Source organism: Streptomyces sp. NPDC020845 (genome assembly GCF_044334165.1).
Taxonomy (GTDB): Bacteria; Actinomycetota; Actinomycetes; order Streptomycetales; family Streptomycetaceae; genus Streptomyces.
On sequence record NZ_JBIRSJ010000009.1, the window covers coordinates 51,192 to 76,361 of the forward strand.

The following is a 25,170-nucleotide window of genomic DNA, read 5'->3' on the forward strand; positions in this document are numbered from 1 at the left end:
CGGTTGTGTTGTGGTGGATACTATGAGGACCAGCAGTCCGGTTACAACCGCCGACTGTCCGGATGCAGAGGAGGCGAGGCGCGTGAGCGAGGCCACGACAGAGCGGGGCGCCGCGCGGCGCGGCGAGCGCGCCGACGCCGCGCGCAATCGGCGCGCGATCCTGCGCGCCGCCGAGGAGTTGCTGACGGAGTGCGGCGCCGAGCATGTGTCCCTCGACCGGGTCGCGGCCGCCGCGGGCGTCGGCAAGGGCACCGTCTTCCGCCGCTTCGGCAGCCGTACCGGCCTGTTCCAGGCGCTGCTGGCCGACCGCGCGGCCCGGCTGCGGGAGGCGATCGACGAGGAGGCGGCGCCGCTGGGCACCGACGGTGCGCCGTGCGAGCGGCTGCTGGCCTTCCTCGACGCGCTGGCCGACCTCGCCGAGCGCCATCTGTCCCTGATCGCCGCGCATGAACGCGCCTGCGGCGACGACAAGTTCGACGACCCCACCTATCGCGGGTGGCACGCCCACGTCTCCGCGCTGGTCCGGGAACTCAGACCGGGCCTCGACGCCGAGTTCGTGGCCCATATGCTGCTCGCCGCGTTCGACGGCGAGCTGGTGCGGCGGCTGACGGCTGACGGGGACTGGACGCGGTTCCGTCAGTCGGTCAGGGACCTGGCCGACCTGCTGGTCGGCCAGGGGAAGTAACGGCGCGGGCGCGCGGCAGAGGGCCCGGCCGGAATCAGAAGATGTCCGGGCACCAGGGGCGGCGCGACGTACGCAGCAGGAGATCCGCCAGCGCCGCGGCGCCCTCGCGCTCCTCGGTGACCCGCCCCAGCGCGGCCAGCCGGACCGCGGACTCGTCACCCAGCCACAGCGTCCCCAACTCGGCGATGTCCATGGTCAGATCGGCGGACCGGGTGGTCGGCGCGCAGCTGGCGCCGTCGGGCCCGGCGTCCAGCAGATAGCGCCCGCCGGCCAGACCCGCGCGGTCGGACAGCTCCAGGACCAGCGAGCCGGCGACCGGGTACGTACGGGCCTCGAGCAGCGCGGGGACGTCCAGCGGCCGCAGCCACAGGAAGTCGGCGTACGTCATGACCTGGGCCGCCCGCGGGTCGCCCAGCAGCAGCGGCAGCGCGTCGTCCGGCGGGCGGTAACCGGTGGTGACGTGGGTGACCCAGTCGACGGAGAACAGGAAGTGCCACAGCGCGCGTTCGGCGGCCGGGGTGACCGCGAGCATCCCGAGCACCTTGGCGGTGTCGTGGGGGCGCTTGCCCTCCCACTTGTCGTCGCTGATGTAGGCGAGCAGACCGTCCACGGACCCGTCGGGGGAGCGGTAGACGACGTAGAACGGCTCAGTCCACTGGTGGAAGGGGAAGGTCAGCAGGCCAGTGTTCATCCGCCACCACAGCTCGCGGCGGTCGATCGCACCGTGCTGCCGGGCGCGCAGCCGATCGTGCAGCGCGGGGCCCAGCTCCCGTACCTCGGCGCCGTCCGCGAAGTCCACCCGGCCGCCGCACGCGGGCCCGGAGTAGCGCGCGTCGAGCCCGGCGCGGGCGACGTCCACCCGCCACAGGGCGGCCCAGGTGGCCGGGCCGAACCCGTACCGCCCGTAGATCGGGTACTCGGCGGCGATCAGCGACGCCACCAGCTCGCCGCGCTCCTTGGCCGCCCGCAGATCGCGGTCCACCATCCGGCTGAGCAGCCCCTGGCGGCGGTGGGTGGGCGAGACCGAGACGTTGCTGATGGCGTCGGCCGCCACCTCGGCCCCGCCGACCGCCGTCAGCCGCTGTGCGAAGCTGCGGTAGGTGGCCACACAACGGCCCCGGTCGAACGCCCCCTGCACCCGGTCCAGTTCCGCACCGATCTGCGCCCGCCGGATGTCGACCTCTTCCTTGCCCGCCTCCGGGGGCCGCAGAAAGCCGGTGTTGAGCGCGACGGACCAGTCGGTGAGGTCGGAGTCGTCGACCTTACGGATCTCTGGGGCCATGAACCCCACCGTAGGCGGCCGGCACGGCGGGGCGCACCTGGATATCGGGGCTACCTGGACATCAGCGCTACCTGGACATCAGGGCTTACGCGAGCAGGTCGTCCACGTGAGCCTCTCCTTCTCGGTACCTTCGGGTGATTTCCGCACCGCAGTCGTCCGCCGTGCGCTGGAGCTCCCGCCGCCGCCGCGAGATCTGCCGCTCGCAGCCGACGAGACGGGCCATCGCACCGGTCAACTCCTCGTCCGTACGCGCCTGGAGGTCGGACAGGCCGACCTCGGCCAGCGCCTCCTCGGCCAGCCGCCGGCACTCCACCCCCTGCGGAGTGCCGAGCGTCACATGCCGGGCGGAGGAGCGGTGCCCTGGCGGGCCGTCGACCAGGATCTCCGGCAGCAGGTCCACCAGCGCGGCCGGGGGCCGGGCCTCCTCGTCCGCCGCCCCCGGCGAGCCGGGGGCCGAACGGCGGTTCAGCTCGGCGTGGAGGATGTCGATCCGGCCCTGCAGCAGTCTGCGTACATAGCTCAGATCCGCCTCCTCGCTCTGGGCCGAGCGGCGCAGCGCCCGTAGCTCCGGCAGCCGCAGCCCGGCCGGCGAGTCGGCCTGCCGGCCGCCGCGCTGGCTCGGCGGCCTCGGCGGCTGCGCTCCGGGCAGCCCGGGCAGTCCCGGCTGCTGCAAGTCTGTCGGCTGGAATCCCGGCTGCTGCAGGGCCTCGGTGGCCGCCTGGAGCAGGTCGCCGTTCTCCGGGCGCGTCGATGCGGGCCCGGGCGGCTGCCCGGTGCCGGATGTGATCATGCGGTTTCCGTCCCCTCCATGCGGTGCTACGCGAGCTGATCGCGTTGTGCCCATTGCGCACCGCTTGCACGCATCGTGCCACTGTGTACGGTCCGTCCGCAGCGCGCTTCCACCCGATCGGCCCCGGAAGGAGGCAGGGCATGATGGACCGTATGCGTGCTGTGGTACAGAGGGTGAACGGGGCGAGCGTCGTCGTGGACGGCGAGACGGTCGGGGAGATCGTCGGCCAAGGGCTGTGCGTCCTGGTCGGGGTGACGCACGACGACACCCCCGAGAAGGCGGCGCAGCTGGCCCGCAAGCTGTGGTCCGTACGCATCCTGGAAGGCGAGAAGTCCTGCTCGGACCTGGCCGCTCCGCTGCTGGTCATCAGCCAGTTCACGCTGTACGGCGACGCCCGCAAGGGCCGCCGGCCCACCTGGAACGCGGCCGCGCCGGGCGAGGTCGCCGAGCCGCTGGTGGACGAGGTCGTGGCGCGGCTGCGGGAGCTGGGCGCGCACGTGGAGACGGGCCGGTTCGGGGCGGACATGAAGGTCACGCTCACGAACGACGGCCCGTTCACGGTGATCGTCGAGGTCTGAGACCCCGCCTACGACTTTCTCTACGGTTCGACGACGACCTCTTGTGCCGCGGCTGTCGTATCCACGATGAGCGCCGCGTCCACCGGCACGTTCCGCTTCACCAGCGCCAGGGCGATCGGCCCCAGCTCGTGATGGCGGGCCGAGGTCGTCACGAAGCCCAGCGTGCGTCCCGCCGCGCCCTCCGATGCGAGCCGTACGGGCGCGCCGTGGCCGGGCAACGTCACCTCGCTGCCGTCCAGATGGAGGAAGACCAGCCGCCGGGGCGGCTTGCCCAGGTTCTCCACCCGGGCGACGGTCTCCTGGCCGCGGTAGCAGCCCTTGTGGAGATGTACGGCGCTGCCGATCAGACCCAGCTCATGGGGGATCGTCCGGTGGTCGGTCTCCAGGCCGAGCCGCGGGCGGTGCGCCTCGACGCGCAGCGCCTCGTACGCCAGCACACCGGCCGGCGGGCCGCTCGCCGCGGCGAAGGACTCCAGATCGGCGCGCGGCAGGAACAGGTCCCGGCCGTACGGGGTCTCGCGGACGGCGGCGCCCTCGGGGGCCTCGGCGATACTGCCCGCCGGAAGGTGGACGACCGCGAACTCCTCGGTGCGGTCGGCGATCTCCACCCGGTAGAAGAACTTCATGCTCTCCAGGTACGCGAGCAGATCGCCCTGGGTGCCGGGCTCCACATGGGCCCAGGTGGTCTCGCCGTCATCGACTATGTAGAGCGCGTGTTCGATATGGCCGTGCGGGGAGAGGATCAGCGCCTCCGTGGCCTGACCGGCCGGGAGTTCGCTCACATGCTGGGTGAGCAGCAGATGCAGCCAGCTCAGCCGGTCCGGGCCGGCGACCGTGACCACACCGCGGTGCGAGAGGTCCACGAAGCCGGAGCCGTCGGCGAGCGCGCGCTGCTCGCGGAACAGGTCGCCGTAGTGCGCGGCGACGCCTTCGTCGGGGCCCTCGCCAGGGACGGCGCCGGGCAGCGACAGCAAAGGGCTCTTCATGAGCTCAGCCTACGACTCGGTCCGGGTCGGGACCTGACCTAGGACCTCGGCGCAGGACCAGGGCCGTCGTCCGCTCGATCGGCTGAACACTTGGCGCAGCGGCCGAAGATCGCGAAGTGCTTCATATCGGTGTCGAAGCCGAAGCTCGCCCGCAGCTGCCGGACGAACGGCTCGGCCACCGACAGATCGGCCTCGATCACATCCGTGCAGTCCCGGCAGACCATGTGGATGTGGTGGTGCCGGTCGGCCAGGTGGTACGTGGGGGCGCCGTGCCCGAGGTGGGCATGGCTGACCAGCCCCAGCTCCTCCAGCAGCTCCAGGGTGCGGTAGACCGTGGAGATGTTGACGCCGCTGGCGGTGCGGCGCACCTCGGTGAGGATGTCGTCCGGGGTGGCGTGCTCGAGGTGGTCGACGGCCTCGAGCACGAGCTGGCGCTGCGGCGTCAGGCGGTAGCCGCGCTCCCGCAGATCTGTCTTCCAGTCGGTGGTCGCCACGGTGCCCAGTGTAGGGCGGTCGGACAGCGGCCGGTCAGCGGTCGGTCAGCGGAAGAAGGCGATGCCGTCGTCCGGGAGGTCCTTGAGGTCCTTGGCCCATTCGCGCGGGTCCACGACCTTCTTCAGATGCGCGGACATGTACGGCCGCAGCGGCACCTCCGGGGTGGCCTTCTCGCCGACCCACATCAGATCGCTCTTGACGTAGCCGTAGAGCCGCTTGCCGCCGGAGTACGGGCCGGAGGCGGCGGTACGGGCCACGGCGTCCGTCACCACGTCGATCTGCGGCTTGCCCTCCGCCAGCTCGCCGTACCAGACCTCGACGACGCCCTGGTCGCGGATCATGACGATCTCGACCTTGCGGTCCTTGTCGATCCGCCAGAAGCCGTACTCGCTCTCCAGCGGGCGGACCTTCTTGCCTTCGCCGTCGAGCACCCAGGTGTGCGAGATGTACTCCAGGAAGTCGCGGCCGTCGTGGGTGAAGGTCACTTCCTGCCCGAAGTTGCACTTCTCGGTCCCCGGGAAGTCATAGACGCCCGCGCCCTCCCAGTTGCCGAGGAGGAAGACGAGCGGTACGAGGTCCGGGTGGAGGTCGGACGGGATCTCGATCATGAATCCAGGTGATCTGTGGGAAGGGGCGGGGGAGGGGGTGGGTCAGCGCTGGCCCTGGTACAGCTTCTTCCAGGTCAGTGCGGCGAAGCCGAGGGTGGCGACGACGACCAGGATCATCAGCGTGGTGAAGACTGCCTCAAGCACGAGCGCGCTCCTTGGAGGAGTGGGACGTTCCGTTGGGACTCGCGGAACGGTCATGGACCGGGGCCGAGTCTAGTCGCCGGTGCGGTGACCGGCTCTTCGAGGTCTCCCGTGCGGGGGAGGGCTGCGGGGGACGGCGCGGGGGAGGTCTCCCGCCCGGCCTAGGCTGGCCGTATGGCGAAGAAGCTGGTGATCAAGGTGACGGCGGGCGCGGACGCGCCCGAGCGGTGCTCCCAGGCGTTCACGGTGGCTGCGGTGGCCGCGGCGAGCGGTGTGGAGGTCTCGCTGTGGCTGACGGGGGAGTCGTCCTGGTTCGCGCTCCCGGGACGCGCGGCGGAGTTCCGGCTGCCGCACGCGGCGCCGCTGCCGGAGCTGATCGACGGCATCCTCGCGGGCGGCACGATCACGGTGTGCTCGCAGTGCGCGGCCCGCCGGGACATCGAGGAGAAGGACCTCGTCGAGGGCGCCCGGATAGCGGGGGCACAGGTGTTCGTCAGCGAGATCATGCCGGAGGGCGTACAGGCGCTCGTCTACTGATCCAGGCCCTGTCCGGGCGATCGTTGAGGATCAGCCCGCGGCGTCAGATGCGGTGCATCGCAAGGCGGAGGTTTGCCCTCGTACTGGGCGTACTCGGGCGATCCGACAACACGGCGAGGTGCCGTAGCTGGCGTCGTCGGGCCCGAGAAGATCGCCCGGACAGGGCCTAGCGGCGGTGGTTGTACTCATCCAGCTCCCGCCACCAGCGGTCGGACTCCTCGTCGCCCGACTCGTCCCACCACCGGTCGTCCGGGCCCCTGCGGTTGGCCACGATGGCGGCCAGTGGCGGGATCACCATGGCGACGATGCACATCACGACGGCGGCCGTGACGGACCACAGGCGCACGAATCCCCATGCCGAGATGAAGAGCGTCAGGCACGCGCCCATCAGGATGAAGTATGCGTGGCGCCGTCGCGCGTACATACGACCAGGATACGTCCGGAGGCGCCGCCCGGACAGCCGTGAGACGGCCCCCGGACAACCCAGAGGGCCGCACCCCGCCGAGGCGTCCAACCCCGGGGTACAGCCCTCTGGCCGTGCCTGGCCATGACGCGAGGTACGCGTCAGACGGCGATGGCGACCTCCGCCAGGCCACCCTTCTGGGCGACGACGGTGCGGTCCGCGGTCGCGCCGGGGACCAGGGCGCGCACGGTCCACGTGCCCTCGGCCGCGTAGAAGCGGAACTGTCCGGTCGCCGAGGTGGGGACCTCGGCGGTGAACTCACCGGTGCTGTCCAGCAGCCGGACGTAGCCGGTGACCGGCTCGCCGTCGCGGGTCACCGATCCCTGGATGGTGGTCTCGCCGGGCTTGATGGTCGACGCGTCGGGGCCGCCGGCCGTTGCTCCACACATGGGTGACTGTCCTTACGTTTGGGGAGGGGGAGGGGAGGAGGGAGGGTCGGGTCAGCTGTTGGCGCCCAGCTCGATCGGCACGCCGACGAGGGAGCCGTACTCGGTCCAGGAGCCGTCGTAGTTCTTGACGTTGGTCTGGCCCAGCAGCTCGTGCAGGACGAACCAGGTGTGAGCGGAGCGCTCACCGATGCGGCAGTAGGCGATGGTGTCCTTCGACAGGTCGACGCCCTCGCCCTCGTAGAGCTCCTTGAGCTCGTCGTCGGACTTGAAGGTGCCGTCGTCGTTGGCGGACTTCGACCAGGGGATGTTGCGGGCGGTCGGCACGTGGCCCGGCCGCTGCGACTGCTCCTGCGGGAGGTGCGCCGGGGCGAGCAGCTTGCCGGAGAACTCGTCGGGGGAGCGGACGTCCACCAGGTTCAGCGAGCCGATGGCCGCCACGACGTCGTCGCGGAAGGCGCGGATCGAGGCGTCCTGGGCCTTGGCCTTGTACTCGGTCTGCGGCCGGGACGGGGCCTCGGCGACCAGGTCGCGGGAGTCGAGCTCCCACTTCTTGCGGCCGCCGTCGAGGAGCTTCACGTCCTGGTGCCCGTAGAGCTTGAAGTACCAGTAGGCATAAGCCGCGAACCAGTTGTTGTTGCCGCCGTAGAGCACGACCGTGTCGTCGTTGGCGATGCCCTTCTCGGACAGCAGCTTCTCGAAACCGGCCTGGTCGACGAAGTCGCGGCGCACCGGGTCCTGGAGGTCCTGCCGCCAGTCGATCCGGATGGCGTTCTTGATGTGGTTCTTGTCGTAGGCAGAGGTGTCCTCGTCGACCTCCACGATGACCGTCTTGGGGTCATCGATGCGGGCCTGTACCCAGTCGGCGTCAACCAGGACGTCGCTGCGGCTCATGTTTCTCTCCTCCGGGGCAGTTGCGGCGGTACGGGTACGCGTCGGTATGCGGGCTACGCGCGGTTCGGTAGCGAGCGTACGAACGGAGTGCGGGCGGGCTCGGCTGACGGGCCGATAGGAGCGGGGCCGATGAGGTTGAAGGAGCGGGCCGCGCGTCCTCGTCAGGCGGCGCGACAGAGCATGGCGGCCACGCGGCACAGGTCTACTGCCCGCCGCTTCGTGAGATCCGCCTGTCGCTTCATGCGTCCGATCGTAGGGACGGACTGGCGGGCATGTCACCGGTGTGTCGGATGGTGAGACGAGATTGTCCGCGATGTGAAACGAGAGGGGCGTCCTGTGCCCCGCCGAGCGGTCGGCGGGGCACAGGACGCCCATGGATGTCTGCTGTATGTCTGCCATCGCGGACGAGATCGTCTCAGCGGATGGACAGGAGGAACGATCTGGAGGAACGACGTGGGGGGAGGGGCCGCAAGGGGAGGGCGGCGCCGGGGGTTCCGCCGGCTCAGCCCGCCAGCTCGACGTTATTACCCACGACCGATACGTCTATGCCGTCCTTGTCCGTCTCGACCTTGTCGAGCCGCATGCCCGTCGGCAGGCCGTCGATCTTCCGGTCGATGTCCGTGCGCTGGCGCACCTTCCCCTCCCACCCGGGGATCTTGCTGCCCGGGACGGACTCGGCGCGCATCCGGATCGTGTCGCCGTTGACGATGGTGACGGTGGAGTACGTGCTCATGCTCAGGCCCATCAGCTGTCCGGTGATCTTGACGCGGGCCCGGCCCGACTCGTCCTTCCCGGCGTAGCCGACCGTGATGCCCTGGCCGGCCGCCGTGGACAGGTCCGCGTAGCTGATGTGCGCGGAGCCGGTGGCGCTGTCGGCGGTGGCGGAGGAGAAGCTGCTGGATATCCGGACGTTGTGCAGCGAGGCGTTGAGCTTGGTGACGCGCACCGTACGGCCGCCCCCCGCGTCCGTGGTCAGCCCGTCCATGCCGATCTCGACCTCGTCCAGCTCCTTGCCGGCGACCTGGGTCAGGAACGGGAAGCCCTTGATCGAGACGTCGGGGGTGTTGGTCAGCCCCTGACTGGTCTTGATCTTGTCGGCGGCCTCGGATTCCGCGAAGTACACCGCCAGGCGGTCGGCGGCGACGAACAGAATGCCGAGTACGACGAAGACGATCGCCGTGATTCGCAGTGCGCGCATTGTGTTGGGGTCCCCCATGCTCTGGCTCAGGCCCACGCCTGAGGCTGCGAGCCTAACCGCAGCGGTACGGGCGTGGCCGGGCGGCGAGGCCCGGATCACACGGCGAGGCCCGGATCACACGGCGGGGTCCCGACCGTACGGCGGGGCCGGATCACCCCAGGGCGCGCCCGATGACATAGACCGCCGGGGCCGCGGCGGCGAGGGGGAGGGCGACGCCCGCGGTCATATGGACGAAGCGGGACGGATAGTCGTAGCTGGCCACGCGCAGTCCGATCAGCGCGCACACCCCCGCCGCCAGGCCCAGCAGCACGGCGTTGGTGGTGCCGGTGTCGGTCACCCGGGTGGCCGCCAGGCCGGCGCCCGCGGACGCCGCCAGCGCCAGGACCGCGGAGGCCGCGCCCGGCAGCGGCAGGGCCCGTACGAGCGCCGCCACGGCGACGGCGGCGGCCCCGACCACGACGGCGTCCGAGGACTCGGCGACCGCGGCCAGGTGCCCGGCCGCGATCACGGTGACCGCGGTCGAGGCGACGGTCGCCGTCAACCCGTACAGCCGCTCGTCGGGCGAGGCGTGGCTGCGCAGCTGGAGGATCAGCACCAGCAGCAGCCAGACGCCGATCGTGCCCATGAGCACGGTCGGGGCGTGGGCGCGCTCGGTGGTCAGCAGGCCGATGTCCGCGGCCAGACCGCCCGCGAAGGCCAGCGCGATGCCCTGCCGGGCGGGCCACATGCCGTTGAGCCGGAACCAGCCGGCCGCGGTGACCGCCTGGAGCAGCGCCACGACGACGGCGACGGCCGGCCGGGCCAGCGGCGCGGTGGCCGCGAGGAGGGCGGCGAGCACGGCGGTCAGGGCGGCGGGCGTCAGCCCCGGGGAGAGGATCATCGGGCGGCCCTCGGCGCGGGCCTGCTCGGCGGCGGTGAGCGGCTTGGCGGATGCGGCGGGCTCGGCGGGCTTGGCGGATTCGGCGGGCTTGGGGGCGGGCCCGGCCGGAGCCGAGGGCGATGGCACGGCTTGGGCCGGGGTGTGCGGGGTGCGCGGGGCGGCTGCGAACTGCATGGTGTCCGCCGTCGTCTGGGCGGCCGGGGCGTGCTGCCGCTGACCGTCCCAGGCGGCGGCGTACGGCTCCTGCTGCCCCTGGTATCCCTGGTGCCCTTGACCTGCCTGCTGCTGCCCCTGGTATGCCTGCTGGCCCTGCTGCCCCTGGTGCGGCTGGTTCCCCTGGTTCCCCTGGTACGTCTGCTGCTGGTGGTACCCGTGCTGTGCGTACCCCTGCTCCGGATACGCCTGCTCCGGGTACCCCTGCTCCGGGTACGCCTGCTGCTGCGGGTGCTGGTATCCCTGCTGGTACGCCTGCTGCCCGTCGTACCCCTGCTGCCCGTCGTAGCCCTGCCAGGCGGCGGGCTGCTGCCCATGGGGGTCGTACTGGCCGTGCGCGTCGTACTGCCCCTGCGGGGCGTAGGACCCGTACGCGCCCTGCTGCGCTTGGCCCTCGTGTCCCTCGTATCCCTCGTAAGCCTGGTACGGCGGCTCGGCCGGCCCGTTCGGCCCATAAGGGTCGTACGGATGATTCCCGGGGTGCTGCGGCTGGTTGCTCATGACGTCGGGGTCACCCTCCTGCGAACGGCGGGAGCACCTCGACCGTGCCGCCCTCGGCCAGTTGGACCGTCTTGTGATCACGGGTGCCGACGGGGTCCCCGTCGACCAGGAACGAACAGAGCCCCAGCACCCGCGCGAACTCCGGCCGCGCGGTGTGCCGCTGCCGGGCCGCGGCCAGGGCCTCGGCGAGCGTCGCCGCGGCGTACGGCTCCTCGGCGGTGCCGGCGGCCGCCTTGGCCGCGGCCCAGTACCGGATGGTGCCGGCCGGCGGTCCCGCCGTGTTCTTCATCGCCATCGCGATCCCTCTCCCGTCATCTGCCGCCCCCCATGATGACGGGGTCCGGCGGCAGACCGGTAAATCCAGGGGCACGCCCAAAGACCCTCGCTTAGGGTTCCGGTGTGCTGGTCCGACTTATACGGGCGTACCTGAGGCCCTACACCCAATCGATTGCCTTGATCGTCGTGCTGCAACTGGTGCAGACACTGGCGACGCTCTATTTGCCGACCCTCAACGCCGACATCATCGACCACGGTGTCGTCAAGGGTGACACCGGTTACATCCTGCAGGTCGGCGGCCTGATGATCGCCATCACGCTGGCGCAGATCGTCTGCTCCGTCGGCGCCGTCTACTACGGCGCCCGGACGGCGAGCGCACTCGGCCGCGATGTGCGCGCGGCCGTCTTCGACCGCGTGCAGTCCTTCTCGGCGCGTGAGGTGGGCCACTTCGGCGCGCCCTCCCTCATCACCCGTACCACCAACGACGTACAGCAGGTCCAGATGCTGGCCCTGATGTCGTTCACCTTGATGGTCTCGGCGCCGATCATGTGTGTGGGCGGCATCATCATGGCGCTCAACCAGGATGTGCCGCTCTCCGGGCTGCTGCTGCTCATCGTCCCGACCCTGGGCATCATCGTCTCGCTGATCGTCCGGCAGATGCGCCCGCTGTTCCGCGGCGTCCAGGAGCGCATCGACACCGTCAACCGCGTGCTGCGCGAGCAGATCACCGGCATTCGCGTGATCCGGGCCTTCGTCCGCGACCAGCATGAGCGGGACCGCTTCACCGGGGCCAACACCGAGCTGCTCGACGTGTCGATGAAGGCCGGCCGGCTGATGTCGCTGATGTTCCCCGCCGTGATGATGGTGGTGAACCTCTCCAGCGTCGCGGTCGTCTGGTTCGGCGGGCACCGCATCGACAGCGGGGACATGCAGATCGGCGCGCTGACGGCGTTCCTCAGCTATCTGATGCAGATTCTGATGGCTGTGATGATGGCCACCTTCATGTTCATGATGGTGCCGCGGGCCGAGGTGTGCGCGGAGCGCATCCAGGAGGTGCTGGAGACCGAGACCAGCGTCGCCCCGCCCCTGAAGCCCGTTCCGCCCCTGGAGCGCCGGGGCCTGCTGGAGCTGCGGGGCGTGGAGTTCCGCTACCCGGGCGCCGAGGAGCCGGTGCTGCGCGATGTCTCGCTGGTCGCCAGGCCCGGTCAGACCACGGCCGTCATCGGCTCCACCGGAAGCGGCAAGTCCACCCTGCTGGGCCTGGTGCCCCGGCTGTTCGACGCGACCGACGGCAGTGTGCACCTCGACGGGGTCGACGTACGCGACATGGACCCGGTCCTGATGGCCGAGTCCATCGGCCTGGTGCCGCAGAAGCCGTACCTCTTCTCCGGCACCGTCGCTTCAAACCTGCGGTACGGAAAGCCGGACGCGACCGACGAGGAGCTGTGGCAGGCCCTGGAGATCGCCCAGGCCCGTGACTTCGTCGAGCGCATGGAGGGCGGGCTCGAGGCCCCCATCGCGCAGGGCGGCGGCAATGTGTCCGGCGGCCAGCGGCAGCGGCTGGCGATCGCCCGCGCGCTGGTCCGCCAGCCGGCCGTCTACCTCTTCGACGACTCCTTCTCGGCCCTGGACTACGCCACGGACGCGCGGCTGCGCTCCGCGCTGGCGGATGAGACGGAGGACGCGACGGTGGTCATCGTCGCCCAGCGGGTGTCCACCATCCGCGGCGCGGACCGGATCGTGGTCCTCGACGAGGGGCGGGTCGTCGGCACCGGCACCCACGCCGAACTGATGGAGAACAACCAGACCTACCGGGAGATCGTGCTCTCCCAGCTCACCGAGCAGGAGGCAGCATGAGCGTGTCTTGGCGCGCTGTGCGGGCTGGACTGAGGAGCCGCGCAGCGACGGCGGAGCGAGCAGCGACGAGGGAAGCCCGCGCGTTGAAGCGCGCCAAGACTGAGCGGGAGGAAGGGGCGTGAGCGAGAAGAGCGCTCCGGCAGTCAGTACCTCCAGCGTGCCGTTGTCCAAGGAACCGCCGCCCAGTACCGCCGCGCCCCGAAGAGGCCCCGCGCCCGCGGCCGGCCCCGGGCGCTTCATGGGCGGCCAGCCGACCGAGCGCTCCATGGACTTCAAGGGCTCCAGCCGCCGGCTGCTGGCGACGCTGCGGCCCGAGCGCGGGATGGCGCTGGCGGTGCTCGCGCTGTGCGCGGTCAGCGTCGGGCTTTCGGTGCTCGGCCCGAAGATCCTCGGCCAGGCCACGGACCTGATCTTCGCGGGCATCATCGGGCGGCAGCTGCCCGAGGGTGTGAGCAAGGCGGAGGCGGTCGAGGGGCTGCGGCGCGAGGGCCAGGGCACGGTGGCCGACATGGTCGCGTCCATGGACGTGGTCCCCGGCCAGGGCATCGACTTCGGCGCGGTCGGGACCGTGCTGATGTGGGTGACCGTGATCTACGCCTTCTCCTCGCTGCTCAACCTCTTCCAGGCGCGTATCGCCACGGTCGTGGTGCAGCGCGCGGTCTTCCGGCTGCGCGAGGACGTCGAACACAAGCTGGCCCGGCTGCCCCTGTCGTACTTCGACAAGCAGCAGCGCGGCGAGGTGCTGTCGCGGGCCACCAACGACATCGACAACATCCAGCAGACGCTTCAGCAGACCCTCAGCCAGCTGATGACCTCGCTGCTGACCATCGTGGGCGTGCTGGCCATGATGTTCTGGATCTCGCCGCTGCTGGCGCTGGTCGCGCTGGTGACCGTGCCGGTCTCGGTGGTCGTGGCGACGAAGGTGGGCAAGCGGGCGCAGCCGCAGTTCGTGCAGCAGTGGAAGACCACCGGCAAGCTCAACGCCCATATCGAGGAGATGTACACCGGCCACTCGCTGGTGAAGGTCTTCGGCCGGCAGAAGGAGTCCGCCGAGCTCTTCGGGGTGCAGAACGAGAAGCTGTACGAGGCGGGCTTCCGGGCCCAGTTCATCTCCGGGATCATCCAGCCCGCGATGATGTTCATCGGCAACCTCAACTATGTGCTGGTCGCCGTGGTCGGCGGGTTGCGGGTGGCCAGTGGGGCGCTGTCGATCGGCGACGTCCAGGCCTTCGTCCAGTACTCGCGCCAGTTCAGCCAGCCGCTCACCCAGGTCGCCTCGATGGCCAATCTGGTGCAGTCGGGTGTCGCCTCCGCCGAGCGGGTCTTCGAGCTGCTGGACGCCCATGAGCAGGAGCCGGACGCGGCCGAGTTGGCGCGGCCCGAGCGGGTGCGCGGCCGGGTCGAGTTCGAGGACGTCTCCTTCCGCTACGACCCCGACAAGCCGCTGATCGAGGACCTGTCGCTGGCGGTGCGGCCGGGCCAGACGGTGGCCATCGTCGGCCCGACCGGCGCGGGCAAGACCACCCTGGTCAATCTGCTGATGCGGTTCTACGAGGTCAGCGGCGGGCGGATCACGCTGGACGGGGTGGACATCGCGGCCATGTCCCGGGAGGAGCTGCGCTCCAACATCGGCATGGTGCTCCAGGACACCTGGCTCTTCGGCGGGACGATCGCGGACAACATCGCGTACGGGGCGGAGGGCTCGTCCTTCGACAAGATCGTGGAGGCGGCCAAGGCCACGCATGTCGACCGCTTCGTACGGACCCTGCCGGACGGCTACGACACGGTGATCGACGACGAGGGTTCCAACATCAGCGTCGGTGAGAAGCAGCTGATCACGATCGCCCGGGCGTTCCTCGCGGAACCGGCGATCCTGGTCCTGGACGAGGCGACAAGCTCGGTCGACACCCGTACGGAGGTGCTGATCCAGCATGCGATGGCCTCCCTGCGGACCGGCCGCACCAGCTTTGTGATCGCCCACCGGCTGTCGACGATCCGCGACGCGGACGTGATCCTCGTGATGGAGTCGGGGCGGATCGTGGAGCAGGGCACGCATGAGTCGCTGCGGGAGGCGGGCGGCGCCTATGCGCGGCTGTACGAGGCGCAGTTCGCGGAGCCGGTGGCCGAGGCGGAGTGAGCGGTGCCGGCTCTCAGACGTGGGCCGTCGCCCAGGCGGCGATCCGGCCCAGCAGGGCGGGGCCGGCCGCGTTCTCCGCGTGGCCGAAGCCCGGTTCGATCCACAGCTCTGTGGACGACGGGTCCGCCGCGTCCACGAGTGTCCGCGGATGGTCCAGCGGGAAGTAGGGGTCCTGGTCGCCGTGGACGATCAGCAGGGGCGTGGGGGCGATCAGCGGCGCGGCGGCGACCGGTGAGAGCGGTTCGGGGTCCCAGCCGCGGGAGTCGATACGGGTGCGCAGCCCGTAGCGGGAGACCAGGCGCCCGGCCGGCCGGGTGATCGCCCAGTGCACACGGCGCATCGGGGCGGTTCCCCGGTAGTACCAGCGGGCCGCCGCGCTCACCGCCACGGCGGCGTCGGTGTGCGCCGCTTCGCGCGCCCCTGCGCCCGCTTTTGCTTCAAGCGCCCCCGGAGTCCCCGGAGCCTCTGTGCCCGTTTTGTGCGTGCCCGTTCTCCCCGTGCCCGTTTTGCCGTCCGACGCCTCCGCCCCGTACAGCGCCGCATGCCGCAGCACCACCGAGCCGCCCATCGAGAACCCGACCGTGGCGATCCGCCGGTGCCCGAGCCGCCGCGCCCATCGCACCGCTGCGGCCAGGTCCAGGACCTCGCGGTCGCCGACCGTGGAGCGCCCGGCGGAGCGTCCGTGACCCCGGAAGGAGAAGGTGACCACGGCCGCGTGGCGGCCCAGCGCCGCCGCGGCGCGGCGCAGCGCGGGGCGCTCCAGAGCACCCGTGAAACCATGCGCGACCACGATGGCCGGACCCGGGGCCGGGTCCGTGCCCGACCCAGGTCCATACGGCTGAAACGGCGTGTACGCGGCCTCGATCGCCACCCCGTCGTCCGTCAACAACCTGGTCAGCCGTCCACGCTCCGTGATCAAGGAAACAGGAGGCGACGCGGATACAGCCTTAATCCCACGTGTCATGTGGGTTATTCTTCTGGGAAGAGGATCCGGGCAAAGTAGCCCCCGGGTCCTTTTGTGCTTTCAGACGCGTTCCGCGCGTTTGAGCGCACACGCGCTCCAGGGCGCGGAGCCGCAGTTCGGCACAGAGTGGTGCTGAGTCGCGTAAAGCAGTACACACGAAGCAGTGCGCACGAAGTAGTGCGAGTACGAAGTGGTACGGCAGGTACGAAGCAGTAGCCGCATACTCCCCCAGGCAGGGCCTGGGAGGTGCCCCCTCTCGCAAGGGACCGAGGAGGAACCGACGTAATGGGCGAGCGAAGCGTGTACGACCATAGGACGACGTCCGGGGCGGGTGATCATCGATGAGCTCCCTCCTCCTGCTGACCAACGCGCTACAGCCCTCGACGGAGGTGCTTCCCGCGCTCGGGCTGCTGCTGCACGGCGTGCGGGTGGCCCCGGCCGAGGGACCGGCCCTGGTGGACACCCCCGGTGCCGATGTGATCCTCATCGACGGCCGCCGCGATCTGCCCCAGGTGCGCAGCCTGTGCCAGCTGCTGCGTTCCACCGGCCCTGGCTGTCCGCTGATCCTCGTGGTGACCGAGGGCGGCCTCGCCGCGGTCACCGCCGACTGGGGCATCGACGACGTTCTGCTCGACACCGCCGGCCCGGCCGAGGTCGAGGCGCGGCTGCGGCTGGCGATGGGCCGCCAGCAGATCACGACGGACGACAGCCCGATGGAGATCCGCAACGGCGATCTGTCGGTCGACGAGGCCACGTACAGCGCGAAGCTCAAGGGCCGTGTGCTGGATCTCACATTCAAGGAGTTCGAGCTCCTGAAGTACCTGGCCCAGCACCCCGGCCGGGTGTTCACCCGGGCGCAGCTGCTCCAGGAGGTCTGGGGCTACGACTACTTCGGCGGCACCCGCACGGTCGATGTGCACGTACGGCGGCTGCGGGCCAAACTCGGCCCGGAACACGAGTCCTTGATCGGCACCGTGCGGAACGTGGGCTACCGTTTCGTCTCGCCCGAGAAGGGCGACCGCGGCGGCGAGGAAGCCAAGCTCAGGTCGGGCGCCGGGAGGGCGGCACACGAACCGGCTCCGGCCGACGAGGCGCCGCACGCTTCGATCGTGGCGGAGAACGTGAAAGCCGGGGCCGCACGCCCGGCCAACACTTAGCTGGACCCGCGTAGACTTCCGCGCGTGGCCAAGGTGACGCGGGATGATGTGGCAAGGCTGGCGGGGACCTCCACGGCGGTCGTCAGTTACGTCATCAATAACGGACCGAGGCCGGTCGCCCCGGCCACGCGCGAGCGGGTACTCGCCGCGATCAAGGAGCTCGGCTACCGGCCGGACCGGGTCGCGCAGGCGATGGCCAGCCGGCGGACCGACCTCATAGGGCTGATCGTGCCGGACGCCCGCCAGCCGTTCTTCGGCGAGATGGCACACGCCGTCGAACAGGCCGCCTCCGAGCGCGGCAAGATGGTGCTGGTCGGCAACTCCGACTACCTCGACGAGCGCGAGGTCCACTATCTGCGCGCCTTCCTGGGCATGCGGGTGTCCGGGCTGATCCTCATCAGCCAGGGCCTCAGCGAGAACGCCGCCGCCGAGATCGAGGCCTGGGACGCCCGCGTCGTGCTGCTGCACGAGCGCCCCGAGGCGATCGACGACGTGGCCGTGGTGCTGGACGACATCGGCGGCGCGCAGCTGGCCGTACGACACCTGCTGGAGCACGGGTACGAGTACGTGGCGTGCATCGGCGGCATCGAGATCACCCCGACCGTCGGCGACCCGGTCACCGACCACGTCGAGGGCTGGCGCCGGGCGATGCTGGAAGCCGGGCGATCCACCGAGGGGCGGCTCTTCCAGGCCCCGTACAACCGGTACGACGCCTACAAGGTCGCGCTGGGGCTGCTGTCAGGCCCCGACCGGCCGCCGGCCATCTTCTGCGCGACGGACGACCAGGCGATCGGCGTGCTGCGGGCGGCGCGGGAGCTGCGCATCGATGTGCCCGGAGAGCTGGCGGTCGCCGGCTTCGACGACGTCAAGGAGGCGGCGCTCACCGACCCGCCGCTGACGACCGTCGCCTCCGACCGGCCCGCGATGGCGCGCGCGGCGGTCGACCTGGTGCTGGACGACGCGGTACGGCCCGCGTCCTCGCGGCGGGAGCGGGTGCGCCAGTTCCCGTCGGCGCTGGTGGTGCGGCGGTCCTGCGGCTGCGCGTAACGCGCGCGATGTGTCCGGGGGCTTCCTTATCTCGGGCATACCGACTTCTGTCGGGCTTCTCAGCGGACACTTAGGAAGTTCTCATCTTCGCTGCGCACAGTCATATACATGACGGAGAACACGCCCCGCAGCGGCGATTACGAGGCCCCGCAGCACCCGCAGCCCCCGTACGGCGCCTGGTCCGGCTACCCCACGCCACCCGCGCACGCGCCCCAGGAACCCGTCACCACTCCCTCGGGGGTCACCGTATGGCCCGGAAGCGGCCCGGCGGCCGGTCCGCATCCCGGCGGCGGCCGCCGCAGGCGGCGTCCCTCCAGGTCCGCGCTGCTGATCGCGGCGGTGGCGGTGGTCTCGGCGCTCGTGGGCGGCGGGGCGGCGGCGCTGGTCACGGACGCGACCCAGAAGTCGGACAGCTCCACCACGACCACCGTCGTCAACGCCACCTCCAGCAAGGTCGGCGGGGTCAGCGCCGTCGCGACGGCGGTCAGTCCGAGCATCGTGGAGATCAGCGCCACCTCCAACAGCGGCCAGTCCACCGGCTCCGGCGTGATCATCACCAGCGGCGGCGAGATCATCACCAACAACCACGTCATCTCCGGCGCCGACACCATCAAGGTCACCTTCAGCGACGGCAGCAAGAAGAGCGCGACCGTGGTCGGCACGGACAAGAACAAGGACCTGGCCCTGATCAAGGTCGAGGGCGCCAGCAGGCTCAAGGCCGCCACGCTCGGCGACTCCAGCGGGGTCCGGGTCGGCGACCAGGTCGTGGCCATCGGCTCGCCCGAGGGGCTGACCGGCACCGTCACCAGCGGTATCGTCTCCGCGCTCGACCGCGATGTGACCGTCTCGACGGACGAGAGCCAGGGGCAGGGGCAGGGGCCGGGCGGCGGCAGCGGGGAGTGGCCGTTCGAGTTCGGCGGCGGCCGGTACAACGGCGACGTCGGCTCCTCGACCACCACCTACAAGGCCATCCAGACCGACGCCTCGCTCAACCCCGGCAACTCCGGCGGCGCGCTCATCAACATGAGCGGCCAGATCATCGGGATCAACTCCGCGATGTACTCCTCCGCCGCACAGCAGAGCTCCAGCAGCGCGGGCAGCATCGGCCTGGGCTTCTCCATCCCCGTCAACACCGTCAAGGCCGACCTCGACAATCTGCGCAACGGCGGCAGCGACAGCGGCGGCGGCACCAGTAACAGCTGAGCGGTGACAGCTGAGCGGTGACAGCTGAGCGGTGACAGCCGCAGCAGCCGACCGGCCCGCCGCCTGGGATGATCAGGCCCGTGCCCGGCCGCCCGTGCGAGGCTGAAGGCAGCGGGCCCACCCGGGCCCACCGCCCCGCCATCGCCGCCTTCCGTCGGCGCGCCACGCCGACTCCGAGTGAGGAACCCGAGCCATGAGCCCCGCCGAGCACGGCGACCAGCCCGCCCGCATCCTGATCGTCGACGACGAGCCGGCCGTCCGCGAGGCCCTGCAGCGCAGCCTCGCCTTCGAGGGCTATCTGACCGAGACGGCCCTGGACGGGCTCGACGCGCTGGAGAAGGTCGGCGCGTACGACCCCGAGCTGATCGTGCTCGATGTGCTGATGCCCCGGATGGACGGGCTGACCGCCGCCCGGCGGCTGCGTGCCACGGGTGTGACCGTGCCCGTCCTGATGCTCACCGCGCGCGACACGGTCGGCGACCGGGTCACCGGGCTCGACGCGGGCGCCGACGACTACCTCGTCAAGCCGTTCGAGCTGGACGAGCTGCTGGCCCGGATCCGGGCCCTGCTGCGCCGCAGCTCGTACGCGGCCGGCGCGGGGGCCGTCGCGGAGACCGGCGGTGACGAGCTGACCTTCGCCGATCTGCGGATGAACCTCGCCACCCGCGAGGTGAACCGGGGCGGGCGCCGGGTCGAGCTGACCCGTACCGAGTTCACGCTGCTGGAGATGTTCCTCGCCCATCCGCGCCAGGTCCTCACCCGCGAACAGATACTCAAGGCCGTCTGGGGCTTCGACTTCGAGCCCACGTCCAACTCGCTGGACGTGTACGTGATGTATCTGCGCCGCAAGACCGAGGCGGGCGGCGAGCCCCGGCTCGTGCACACCGTGCGCGGCGTCGGCTATGTGCTGCGCACTGCCGAGGGCGGCACGCCGTGACGAACCGCTTCCGCAGGCTGCCGCTCCGCTCGCGGCTGGCGCTGCTGACCGCGGTGGCGGTGGCGGTCGCGGTGGCGGTGGCGGCCTTCGCGTGCTGGTTCCTCACCCGCCAGGAGCTGACCAACGCGCTGGACCAGAAGCTGCGCGACAGCGTGTCCCCGGACCGTATCGAGCGCCTGATCGGCCTGCCCTGTTCGGCCAAGCCGCAGACCGACGACCGGCTGGGGCCCGACCCCGCGGGACTGCAGTTCGTCCGGGAGAACGGCGACCGGTGCGTCATCGGCTCGACAGCGGTGAAGGTGACGGACGCGGACACCGCTGTCGCCAACGGCCGGCAGCGGGAGGTCACGCGCGACGGCACGACCACCACCGGCCGGGCCGTCCGCGTCTACACCAAGGAGATGCTGGTCCGCACCGACACCGGTCCCGGCACGCTGACCGTGTCCGTCTCCCGCCCCCTCGACGAGGTGACCGACCCCCTCGACACGCTGGCGCTGGTCATGCTCCTGGTCGCGGGTGTCGGGGTCCTCGGCGCCGGGGCCGCCGGTCTGTGGATCGCCAGGACCGGGCTCAAGCCCGTGGACCGGCTGACCGAGGCGGTCGAGCATGTGGCCCGTACGGAGGACCTGGCGGTACGCATCCCGGCCGAGGGCGACGACGAGATCGCCCGGCTCTCCCGCTCCTTCAACTCCATGACGGCCGCCCTCGCCTCCTCCCGCGAACGGCAGCAGCAGCTGATCGCCGACGCCGGCCATGAGCTGCGTACGCCGCTCACCTCGCTCCGTACCAACATCGAACTGCTCGCGCGCAGCGAGGAGACCGGCCGGCCGCTGCCGCCCGCCGACCGCAAGGCGCTGATGGCCAGCGTCAAGGCGCAGATGACCGAGCTGGCCGCGCTCATCGGCGACCTCCAGGAGCTGTCCCGGCCGGACGCGCTGCCCGGCACCGGGCCGCTTCAGGTGGTCGCGTTGCACGAGGTGGCGGCGGCCGCGCTGGAACGGGCGCGGCTGCGCGGCGCCGACCTCACGATCGACGCCTCGCTGGGGCCCTGGTACGTACGGGGGGAGGCGGCGGCGCTGGAGCGGACGCTGGTCAACCTGCTCGACAACGCGGTGAAGTTCAGCCCTTCGGGTGGTGTGGTGGAGGTCGTGCTCAAAGACGGCCAGTTCACGGTCCGCGACCATGGCCCCGGCATTCCCGACGACGAACTGCCGCATGTCTTCGAACGGTTCTGGCGCTCGCCGTCCGCCCGCTCCATGCCCGGCTCCGGCCTCGGCCTGTCCATCGTGGCCCGCACCGTCCAGCAGTCCGGCGGCCAGGTCGGGCTCCAGCCCGCGCCGGGCGGCGGGACGCTGGCCTGGCTCCGGCTCCCGGGCGCGCCCACGCCGCCGCCGGGACTCGGCTGACACCCCCGCCCCGCCCCGCTCAGCTCCCCGCGAGCGGGGTGGGGAACTCGGATGTGTCCATGACGTCCGCGCCGTTCTGCGAGCCGTACAGCCGCGCGTACGCCCCGCCCAGGGCCAGCAGTTCGCGGTGCGTCCCGGTCTCCACCACCCGCCCGTGGTCGAGGACGAGGATCCGGTCGGCGTCCGGCGCCAGGTTCAGATCGTGCGTGATCATGATCGTCGTACGGCCGGACATCAGCCGCCTCAGCGGCCTGACCACCCGCCGCGCGGACAGTGCGTCAAGCCCGGTGGTGGGCTCGTCCAGGACCAGGACGGGCGCGTTCCGCAGCATCGCGCGGGCGATGGCCACGCGCTGCAGCTGGCCGCCGGACAGCTGCGCGGTGTGCGGGTCGATCGGGGTGTCGTAGCCCTCGGGGAGGGCGGTGATGAAGTCGTGGGCCGCCGCGTCCCGGGCCGCCTGGACGATCTCGTGGTCCGTGGCCCCCGGCCGCCCGCAGGCGATGTTCTCGCGGATGGTGTCGTGCAGGATGAGCGTCTCCTGCGGCAGGAGGGTGACATTCTCGCGCAGGAAGGCCAGCGGCATGGCGTCCAGCGGCACCCCGTCCAGGCGTACGGAGCCCTCGGCCGGGTCGTAGAAGCGCAGCAGCAGCTTGGAGACGGTCGACTTGCCCGCCCCGCTCTCGCCGGTGATCAGCACGAACTCCCCGGGCCCGGCCGTGAGCGAGACCTGGGCCAGGGTGCGCTTCCGGGCGCCCGGGTAGCGGAAGCCGACCCGGGCGAACTCCACCGTGCCGTGCACCCGCCAGGGCGCGACGGCCGCCCCCGGCGGCGGGTCGGCGACGGCGGGTTCGGCGTCGAGGATGTCCAGCAGCCGCTCGGCGCCCGCGGTCGCGGCGGTGAGAGTGAGGCCGAGCTGCCCGAGGTTGCGGATCGGCGGGTAGAGGTAGCCGAGGAAGGCCGCGAAGGCCAGGAGCTGCCCGATGGTCATCCGATCCTGGGAGATCTCCCAGGCGCCGAGTCCGATGACGGCGAGGACGCACAGCGTCTCGATGACCTCGACCAGCTGCTCGTACAGCTCGCTCATCCGCGCCCCGGCCACCGACGCGCGCATCCAGGCGCGCGCCTCGCGGCGCAGCCGCTGCTCCTCGGCGGCCTTCCGGTTGTAGGCCTGGGTGAGCACGATGTTGCCCAGCGACTCCTCGACCACCGAGGTGATCGCGCCGTCGGCGACCCGCTCCTCCCGTGCGACGGCCTTGATCCGGCCCGAGAAGCGCCGGGCGGCCAGCCAGAACAGCGGCGCCAGTACGAAGGTGGCCAGCGCCAGGTCCCAGCGCAGCCAGAAGGCGGCGGTGGCGAAGAAGACCGTGCTGAACAGGGCGGATACGGTGCCCACGACGCCGGAGACCACCATCTGCTCGATGGCCTCGACGTCCCCGGTGAGGCGTTCGACCAGGTCGCCCTGGCGGTGGCGCTGGAAGAAGTGCGGCGGCAGGTCCTGGACATGGCCGAAGACGCGGGCGCGCAGGCGCAGTACGAAGCGCTCGGCGGTCCACACCGCGAGCGAGTTGCCCGTGTACCCGACCGCCGCGCCCAGGACCGCCACGGCGAACCACTGCCCGGCGGGGGACCAGAACGCGCTGAGCGAGCCCTCCTGGAGGGCGTGGTCCGTCAGATTGGAGAACAGCAGGATCGCGGCCGTCTCGGCGAGCGCGGCGGCGACCACACAGCCGCAGATCAGCACCAGCCAGCGACGGTCGCCCCGGGTCAGCGGCCAGAAGCGGCGGAAGGCCATGCGCGCGGGCAACTGCGGGGTGGGCTGTTGCGGGGTGGGCTGTTTCTCCTCGGCGTCGTAGCCCTCGGGGCGCCGGTGGCGGCCGCGGCCGGGGGCGGGCCCGGTTCTGACCGCCCGCAACCGCATCGTCGGCTGGTCGTCGTGGCCTGTGCGCACTGTCGAGCTCACTGTCTCTCCCGTTCCTGGCGTCGGCCGGCTGCCGGGGCCCGCTCCGGGCCCTGACATGGCCGAGGCGGGCCCGCGGCACAGTGCCGCGGGCCCGCCTCCGGTATGTGGGTCAGCCGCCGATCGGGCGACGGTGCTGGGGCTTCTTGTGCTTCTTCGGCGCGGGCTTCGGGTGGCAGTTCTTCTTCGGCTCGGGCTTGCGGGCGGGCTTGACCGGAACGACCTTGCGGATGCTCATGGGATTTCCTTTCGGTTTTCCTTTTCTGGTGTCTCGCCGTTCGGCTTCGACACGGAAAAAGTTAGGAGGGATATCCGTGAGCGAGATCGGAGGAGCCTGTGCGTCAGCCAAGACCCTCATGAATGAATTCTCAGACGATTCCCGGAACCGCGGGCGCGGCGGCCGCGTCCCGGCTGCGCTCAGCCGCCCGAGTGCCGACCGGCGCCCACGGACAGCCCCGAGCCCGTCAGATCGGCCCGGATGCCCTCGCGCTCGACGGTGATGTTCCGCAGCCGCAGGCCCTTGACCTGCTTCGGCAGCTGGAAGGAGAACGCGACCCGCTCCGTCAGATCCTGGGCCCGCAGCCGCACCAGGGCCCGGGCCAGTACGGGGTCGACGCCGACCTGCTCCAGCGTCTCGGGGCGGTCGGCGACCAGGTCCACGAGGTTGGCCCGGGTCAGCCGGTCCGTGAAGCCCGGCCGCCCGGTGATCCGGCTCAGCTGCTTGTCGTCCCACAGCGCCTGTTCCGCGGCCCCGGGCGCGACGCCGAGCTGCCGCGCCACGGACTCCACCGCGAGCAGTGCCCGCGTCTTCTTCTTGTCGCGGCTGATGCGTTCGGCGGCCTCCGGGTGCAGCCGCAGCCGGGCGGGCCGCCCGGGCCGGTAGGTGGCGATGCCGGGGACGTCGAGCCGCATATCGCTGACGCTGGTGGCGACCCCGCGGTCGCCGTCCCGCCGTATATGCGCCACGGCGTGGATACGCGCCTGCCGCCCGGCCACCGGCAACACGCCCTCCGCGCGCACCGATTCGCGGTTGAGTACCCGGAACGTCACCTGCGAGGCGCCCAGTTCGCGGTTCAGATCGTCGAAGGCCAGCAGTACGTCCCCGTCCACCTGGGCCGCCTTGGCCCCGTCGAGGGGCAGCGGCAGATCTCCGAACAGGCGTATGCCCGTGGCCTCGGCCCGTACCCGGGCGAGCGTCACCCGGCCTGCCGCCACGTCGGGGACGGTGACGTCCACCCCGTCCAGGTGCTTGCCCAGCACCTGGGTGAGAAACGGAAACCCGTGGATGTTCACCTTGGGTGCTGCCGCAAGGCCGAGCTTGTGCTGCAGCGTCCGCTCCGCCCGCTTCTCGGCGTACATCACGGCGCAGCGGTCCACGAGCACCAGCAGCATGGCGCCCAGCAGAACCCCGATGGCCACCTTGGTGGTGCGCGGAATACGGGCGAGCCCCCGGTGAACCTTGCGCTCCGGATCCGGGTTGACGCTTTGGGGAGATTGGCGGGACAGGGGCAGGAACATGCGTACGGGGGATCGCATCACTCCATCCCAACACGCCCGCCCGGTCCGGATGCAAGCGCTGACGGAGGTTCGTG

26 protein-coding genes are annotated in these 25,170 nt (G+C 71.1%); 10 read left to right on the top strand and 16 right to left on the bottom strand.

What is annotated here, in order from left to right; genetic code table 11:
• Nucleotides 1-82 precede the first annotated feature (82 nt).
• Nucleotides 83-685: a TetR/AcrR family transcriptional regulator gene (locus ACH4U7_RS23805; protein ID WP_398529874.1), complete on the top strand. Its 603-nt coding sequence runs from the start codon at nucleotides 83-85 to the stop codon at nucleotides 683-685.
• 34 nt (nucleotides 686-719) lie between these two features.
• On the opposite strand, the gene ACH4U7_RS23810 is transcribed toward ACH4U7_RS23805, so the two are convergent.
• Complete coding sequence (locus tag ACH4U7_RS23810) at nucleotides 720-1,967, bottom strand: GNAT family N-acetyltransferase (RefSeq protein ID WP_398529875.1); 1,248 nt, start codon at nucleotides 1,965-1,967, stop codon at nucleotides 720-722.
• 85 nt (nucleotides 1,968-2,052) lie between these two features.
• A complete protein-coding gene (locus ACH4U7_RS23815) occupies nucleotides 2,053-2,757 on the bottom strand; it encodes an ABC transporter substrate-binding protein (RefSeq protein WP_398529876.1) in 705 nt (234 codons plus the stop codon).
• Between the two features lie 152 nt (nucleotides 2,758-2,909).
• On the opposite strand from ACH4U7_RS23815, the gene dtd reads away from it, so the two are divergent.
• Nucleotides 2,910-3,335 (top strand): D-aminoacyl-tRNA deacylase, encoded by a 426-nt coding sequence (dtd, locus tag ACH4U7_RS23820; protein WP_014177653.1) that lies wholly within the window; start codon nucleotides 2,910-2,912, stop codon nucleotides 3,333-3,335.
• Nucleotides 3,336-3,355: 20 nt separating this feature from the next.
• On the opposite strand, the gene ACH4U7_RS23825 is transcribed toward dtd, so the two are convergent.
• The 3 genes from ACH4U7_RS23825 to ACH4U7_RS23835 are packed head-to-tail and all read right to left on the bottom strand — an operon-like array spanning nucleotide 3,356 to nucleotide 5,424.
• Complete coding sequence (locus ACH4U7_RS23825) at nucleotides 3,356-4,321, bottom strand: YgfZ/GcvT domain-containing protein (protein ID WP_385627944.1); 966 nt, start codon at nucleotides 4,319-4,321, stop codon at nucleotides 3,356-3,358.
• Between the two features lie 38 nt (nucleotides 4,322-4,359).
• Nucleotides 4,360-4,815 carry a Fur family transcriptional regulator gene (locus ACH4U7_RS23830; RefSeq protein ID WP_398529877.1) on the bottom strand — a complete coding sequence of 152 codons (456 nt, stop codon included), beginning with the start codon at nucleotides 4,813-4,815 and terminating at the stop codon, nucleotides 4,360-4,362.
• 45 nt (nucleotides 4,816-4,860) lie between these two features.
• Nucleotides 4,861-5,424 carry an FABP family protein gene (locus tag ACH4U7_RS23835; RefSeq protein WP_089512488.1) on the bottom strand — a complete coding sequence of 188 codons (564 nt, stop codon included), beginning with the start codon at nucleotides 5,422-5,424 and terminating at the stop codon, nucleotides 4,861-4,863.
• Nucleotides 5,425-5,739: 315 nt separating this feature from the next.
• On the opposite strand from ACH4U7_RS23835, the gene ACH4U7_RS23840 reads away from it, so the two are divergent.
• Complete coding sequence (locus ACH4U7_RS23840; RefSeq protein WP_398529878.1) at nucleotides 5,740-6,102, top strand: DsrE family protein; 363 nt, start codon at nucleotides 5,740-5,742, stop codon at nucleotides 6,100-6,102.
• A 166-nt stretch (nucleotides 6,103-6,268) separates the two neighbouring features.
• Here the strand turns inward: ACH4U7_RS23840 and ACH4U7_RS23845 are convergent, their stop codons facing one another.
• The 7 genes from ACH4U7_RS23845 to ACH4U7_RS23875 form a co-directional block, all read right to left on the bottom strand.
• Nucleotides 6,269-6,526, bottom strand: coding sequence for a DUF3099 domain-containing protein (locus tag ACH4U7_RS23845; RefSeq protein ID WP_398529879.1), 258 nt, complete (start codon nucleotides 6,524-6,526; stop codon nucleotides 6,269-6,271).
• Nucleotides 6,527-6,666: 140 nt separating this feature from the next.
• On the bottom strand, nucleotides 6,667-6,954 hold the full coding sequence (locus ACH4U7_RS23850) for a DUF1416 domain-containing protein (RefSeq protein ID WP_014177646.1): 288 nt from the start codon (nucleotides 6,952-6,954) through the stop codon (nucleotides 6,667-6,669).
• 51 nt (nucleotides 6,955-7,005) lie between these two features.
• Nucleotides 7,006-7,845 (bottom strand): sulfurtransferase, encoded by an 840-nt coding sequence (locus tag ACH4U7_RS23855; protein ID WP_398529880.1) that lies wholly within the window; start codon nucleotides 7,843-7,845, stop codon nucleotides 7,006-7,008.
• Nucleotides 7,846-8,006: 161 nt separating this feature from the next.
• Nucleotides 8,007-8,087 carry a putative leader peptide gene (locus ACH4U7_RS23860; RefSeq protein ID WP_352133573.1) on the bottom strand — a complete coding sequence of 27 codons (81 nt, stop codon included), beginning with the start codon at nucleotides 8,085-8,087 and terminating at the stop codon, nucleotides 8,007-8,009.
• 260 nt (nucleotides 8,088-8,347) lie between these two features.
• The gene (locus ACH4U7_RS23865; protein WP_398529881.1) at nucleotides 8,348-9,043 is read right to left on the bottom strand and encodes a DUF2993 domain-containing protein; all 696 of its coding nucleotides are present in this window, start codon (nucleotides 9,041-9,043) and stop codon (nucleotides 8,348-8,350) included.
• Between the two features lie 151 nt (nucleotides 9,044-9,194).
• Complete coding sequence (locus tag ACH4U7_RS23870; RefSeq protein ID WP_398529882.1) at nucleotides 9,195-10,637, bottom strand: hypothetical protein; 1,443 nt, start codon at nucleotides 10,635-10,637, stop codon at nucleotides 9,195-9,197.
• Nucleotides 10,638-10,647: 10 nt separating this feature from the next.
• Nucleotides 10,648-10,932, bottom strand: a complete 285-nt coding sequence (locus ACH4U7_RS23875; protein WP_398529883.1) for a MoaD/ThiS family protein — start codon at nucleotides 10,930-10,932, stop codon at nucleotides 10,648-10,650.
• 104 nt (nucleotides 10,933-11,036) lie between these two features.
• Here ACH4U7_RS23875 and ACH4U7_RS23880 point away from each other — a divergent pair, with 104 nt between their 5' ends.
• Entirely contained in the window at nucleotides 11,037-12,770 is a 1,734-nt protein-coding gene (locus ACH4U7_RS23880; protein WP_398529884.1) for an ABC transporter ATP-binding protein, read from the top strand.
• Between the two features lie 238 nt (nucleotides 12,771-13,008).
• Entirely contained in the window at nucleotides 13,009-14,907 is a 1,899-nt protein-coding gene (locus tag ACH4U7_RS23885) for an ABC transporter ATP-binding protein (protein ID WP_398530224.1), read from the top strand.
• A gap of 13 nt (nucleotides 14,908-14,920) precedes the next feature.
• On the opposite strand, the gene ACH4U7_RS23890 is transcribed toward ACH4U7_RS23885, so the two are convergent.
• Nucleotides 14,921-15,871 (bottom strand): alpha/beta hydrolase family protein, encoded by a 951-nt coding sequence (locus tag ACH4U7_RS23890; protein WP_398529885.1) that lies wholly within the window; start codon nucleotides 15,869-15,871, stop codon nucleotides 14,921-14,923.
• Nucleotides 15,872-16,212: 341 nt separating this feature from the next.
• On the opposite strand from ACH4U7_RS23890, the gene ACH4U7_RS23895 reads away from it, so the two are divergent.
• The 5 genes from ACH4U7_RS23895 (at nucleotide 16,213) to ACH4U7_RS23915 (ending at nucleotide 21,621) form a co-directional block, all read left to right on the top strand.
• Nucleotides 16,213-17,028, top strand: coding sequence for a response regulator transcription factor (locus ACH4U7_RS23895; protein ID WP_398529886.1), 816 nt, complete (start codon nucleotides 16,213-16,215; stop codon nucleotides 17,026-17,028).
• 24 nt (nucleotides 17,029-17,052) lie between these two features.
• Entirely contained in the window at nucleotides 17,053-18,075 is a 1,023-nt protein-coding gene (locus tag ACH4U7_RS23900; RefSeq protein ID WP_398529887.1) for a LacI family DNA-binding transcriptional regulator, read from the top strand.
• A 108-nt stretch (nucleotides 18,076-18,183) separates the two neighbouring features.
• On the top strand, nucleotides 18,184-19,278 hold the full coding sequence (locus ACH4U7_RS23905) for a S1C family serine protease (protein ID WP_398529888.1): 1,095 nt from the start codon (nucleotides 18,184-18,186) through the stop codon (nucleotides 19,276-19,278).
• Nucleotides 19,279-19,471: 193 nt separating this feature from the next.
• A complete protein-coding gene (locus ACH4U7_RS23910) occupies nucleotides 19,472-20,215 on the top strand; it encodes a response regulator transcription factor (RefSeq protein ID WP_398529889.1) in 744 nt (247 codons plus the stop codon).
• Nucleotides 20,212-21,621, top strand: a complete 1,410-nt coding sequence (locus ACH4U7_RS23915) for a sensor histidine kinase (protein ID WP_398529890.1) — start codon at nucleotides 20,212-20,214, stop codon at nucleotides 21,619-21,621. Before ACH4U7_RS23910 ends, ACH4U7_RS23915 begins: the two co-directional genes overlap by 4 nt.
• Before the next feature lie 19 nt (nucleotides 21,622-21,640).
• Here ACH4U7_RS23915 and ACH4U7_RS23920 read toward each other — a convergent pair whose 3' ends face one another.
• From ACH4U7_RS23920 to ACH4U7_RS23930, 3 genes are all read right to left on the bottom strand, one after another.
• On the bottom strand, nucleotides 21,641-23,539 hold the full coding sequence (locus ACH4U7_RS23920) for an ABC transporter ATP-binding protein (RefSeq protein WP_398530225.1): 1,899 nt from the start codon (nucleotides 23,537-23,539) through the stop codon (nucleotides 21,641-21,643).
• Between the two features lie 151 nt (nucleotides 23,540-23,690).
• The gene (locus tag ACH4U7_RS23925) at nucleotides 23,691-23,816 is read right to left on the bottom strand and encodes a hypothetical protein (RefSeq protein ID WP_256982699.1); all 126 of its coding nucleotides are present in this window, start codon (nucleotides 23,814-23,816) and stop codon (nucleotides 23,691-23,693) included.
• A 179-nt stretch (nucleotides 23,817-23,995) separates the two neighbouring features.
• Nucleotides 23,996-25,114, bottom strand: a complete 1,119-nt coding sequence (locus ACH4U7_RS23930; protein ID WP_398529891.1) for a DUF2993 domain-containing protein — start codon at nucleotides 25,112-25,114, stop codon at nucleotides 23,996-23,998.
• Between the last annotated feature and the right edge of the window lie 56 nt (nucleotides 25,115-25,170).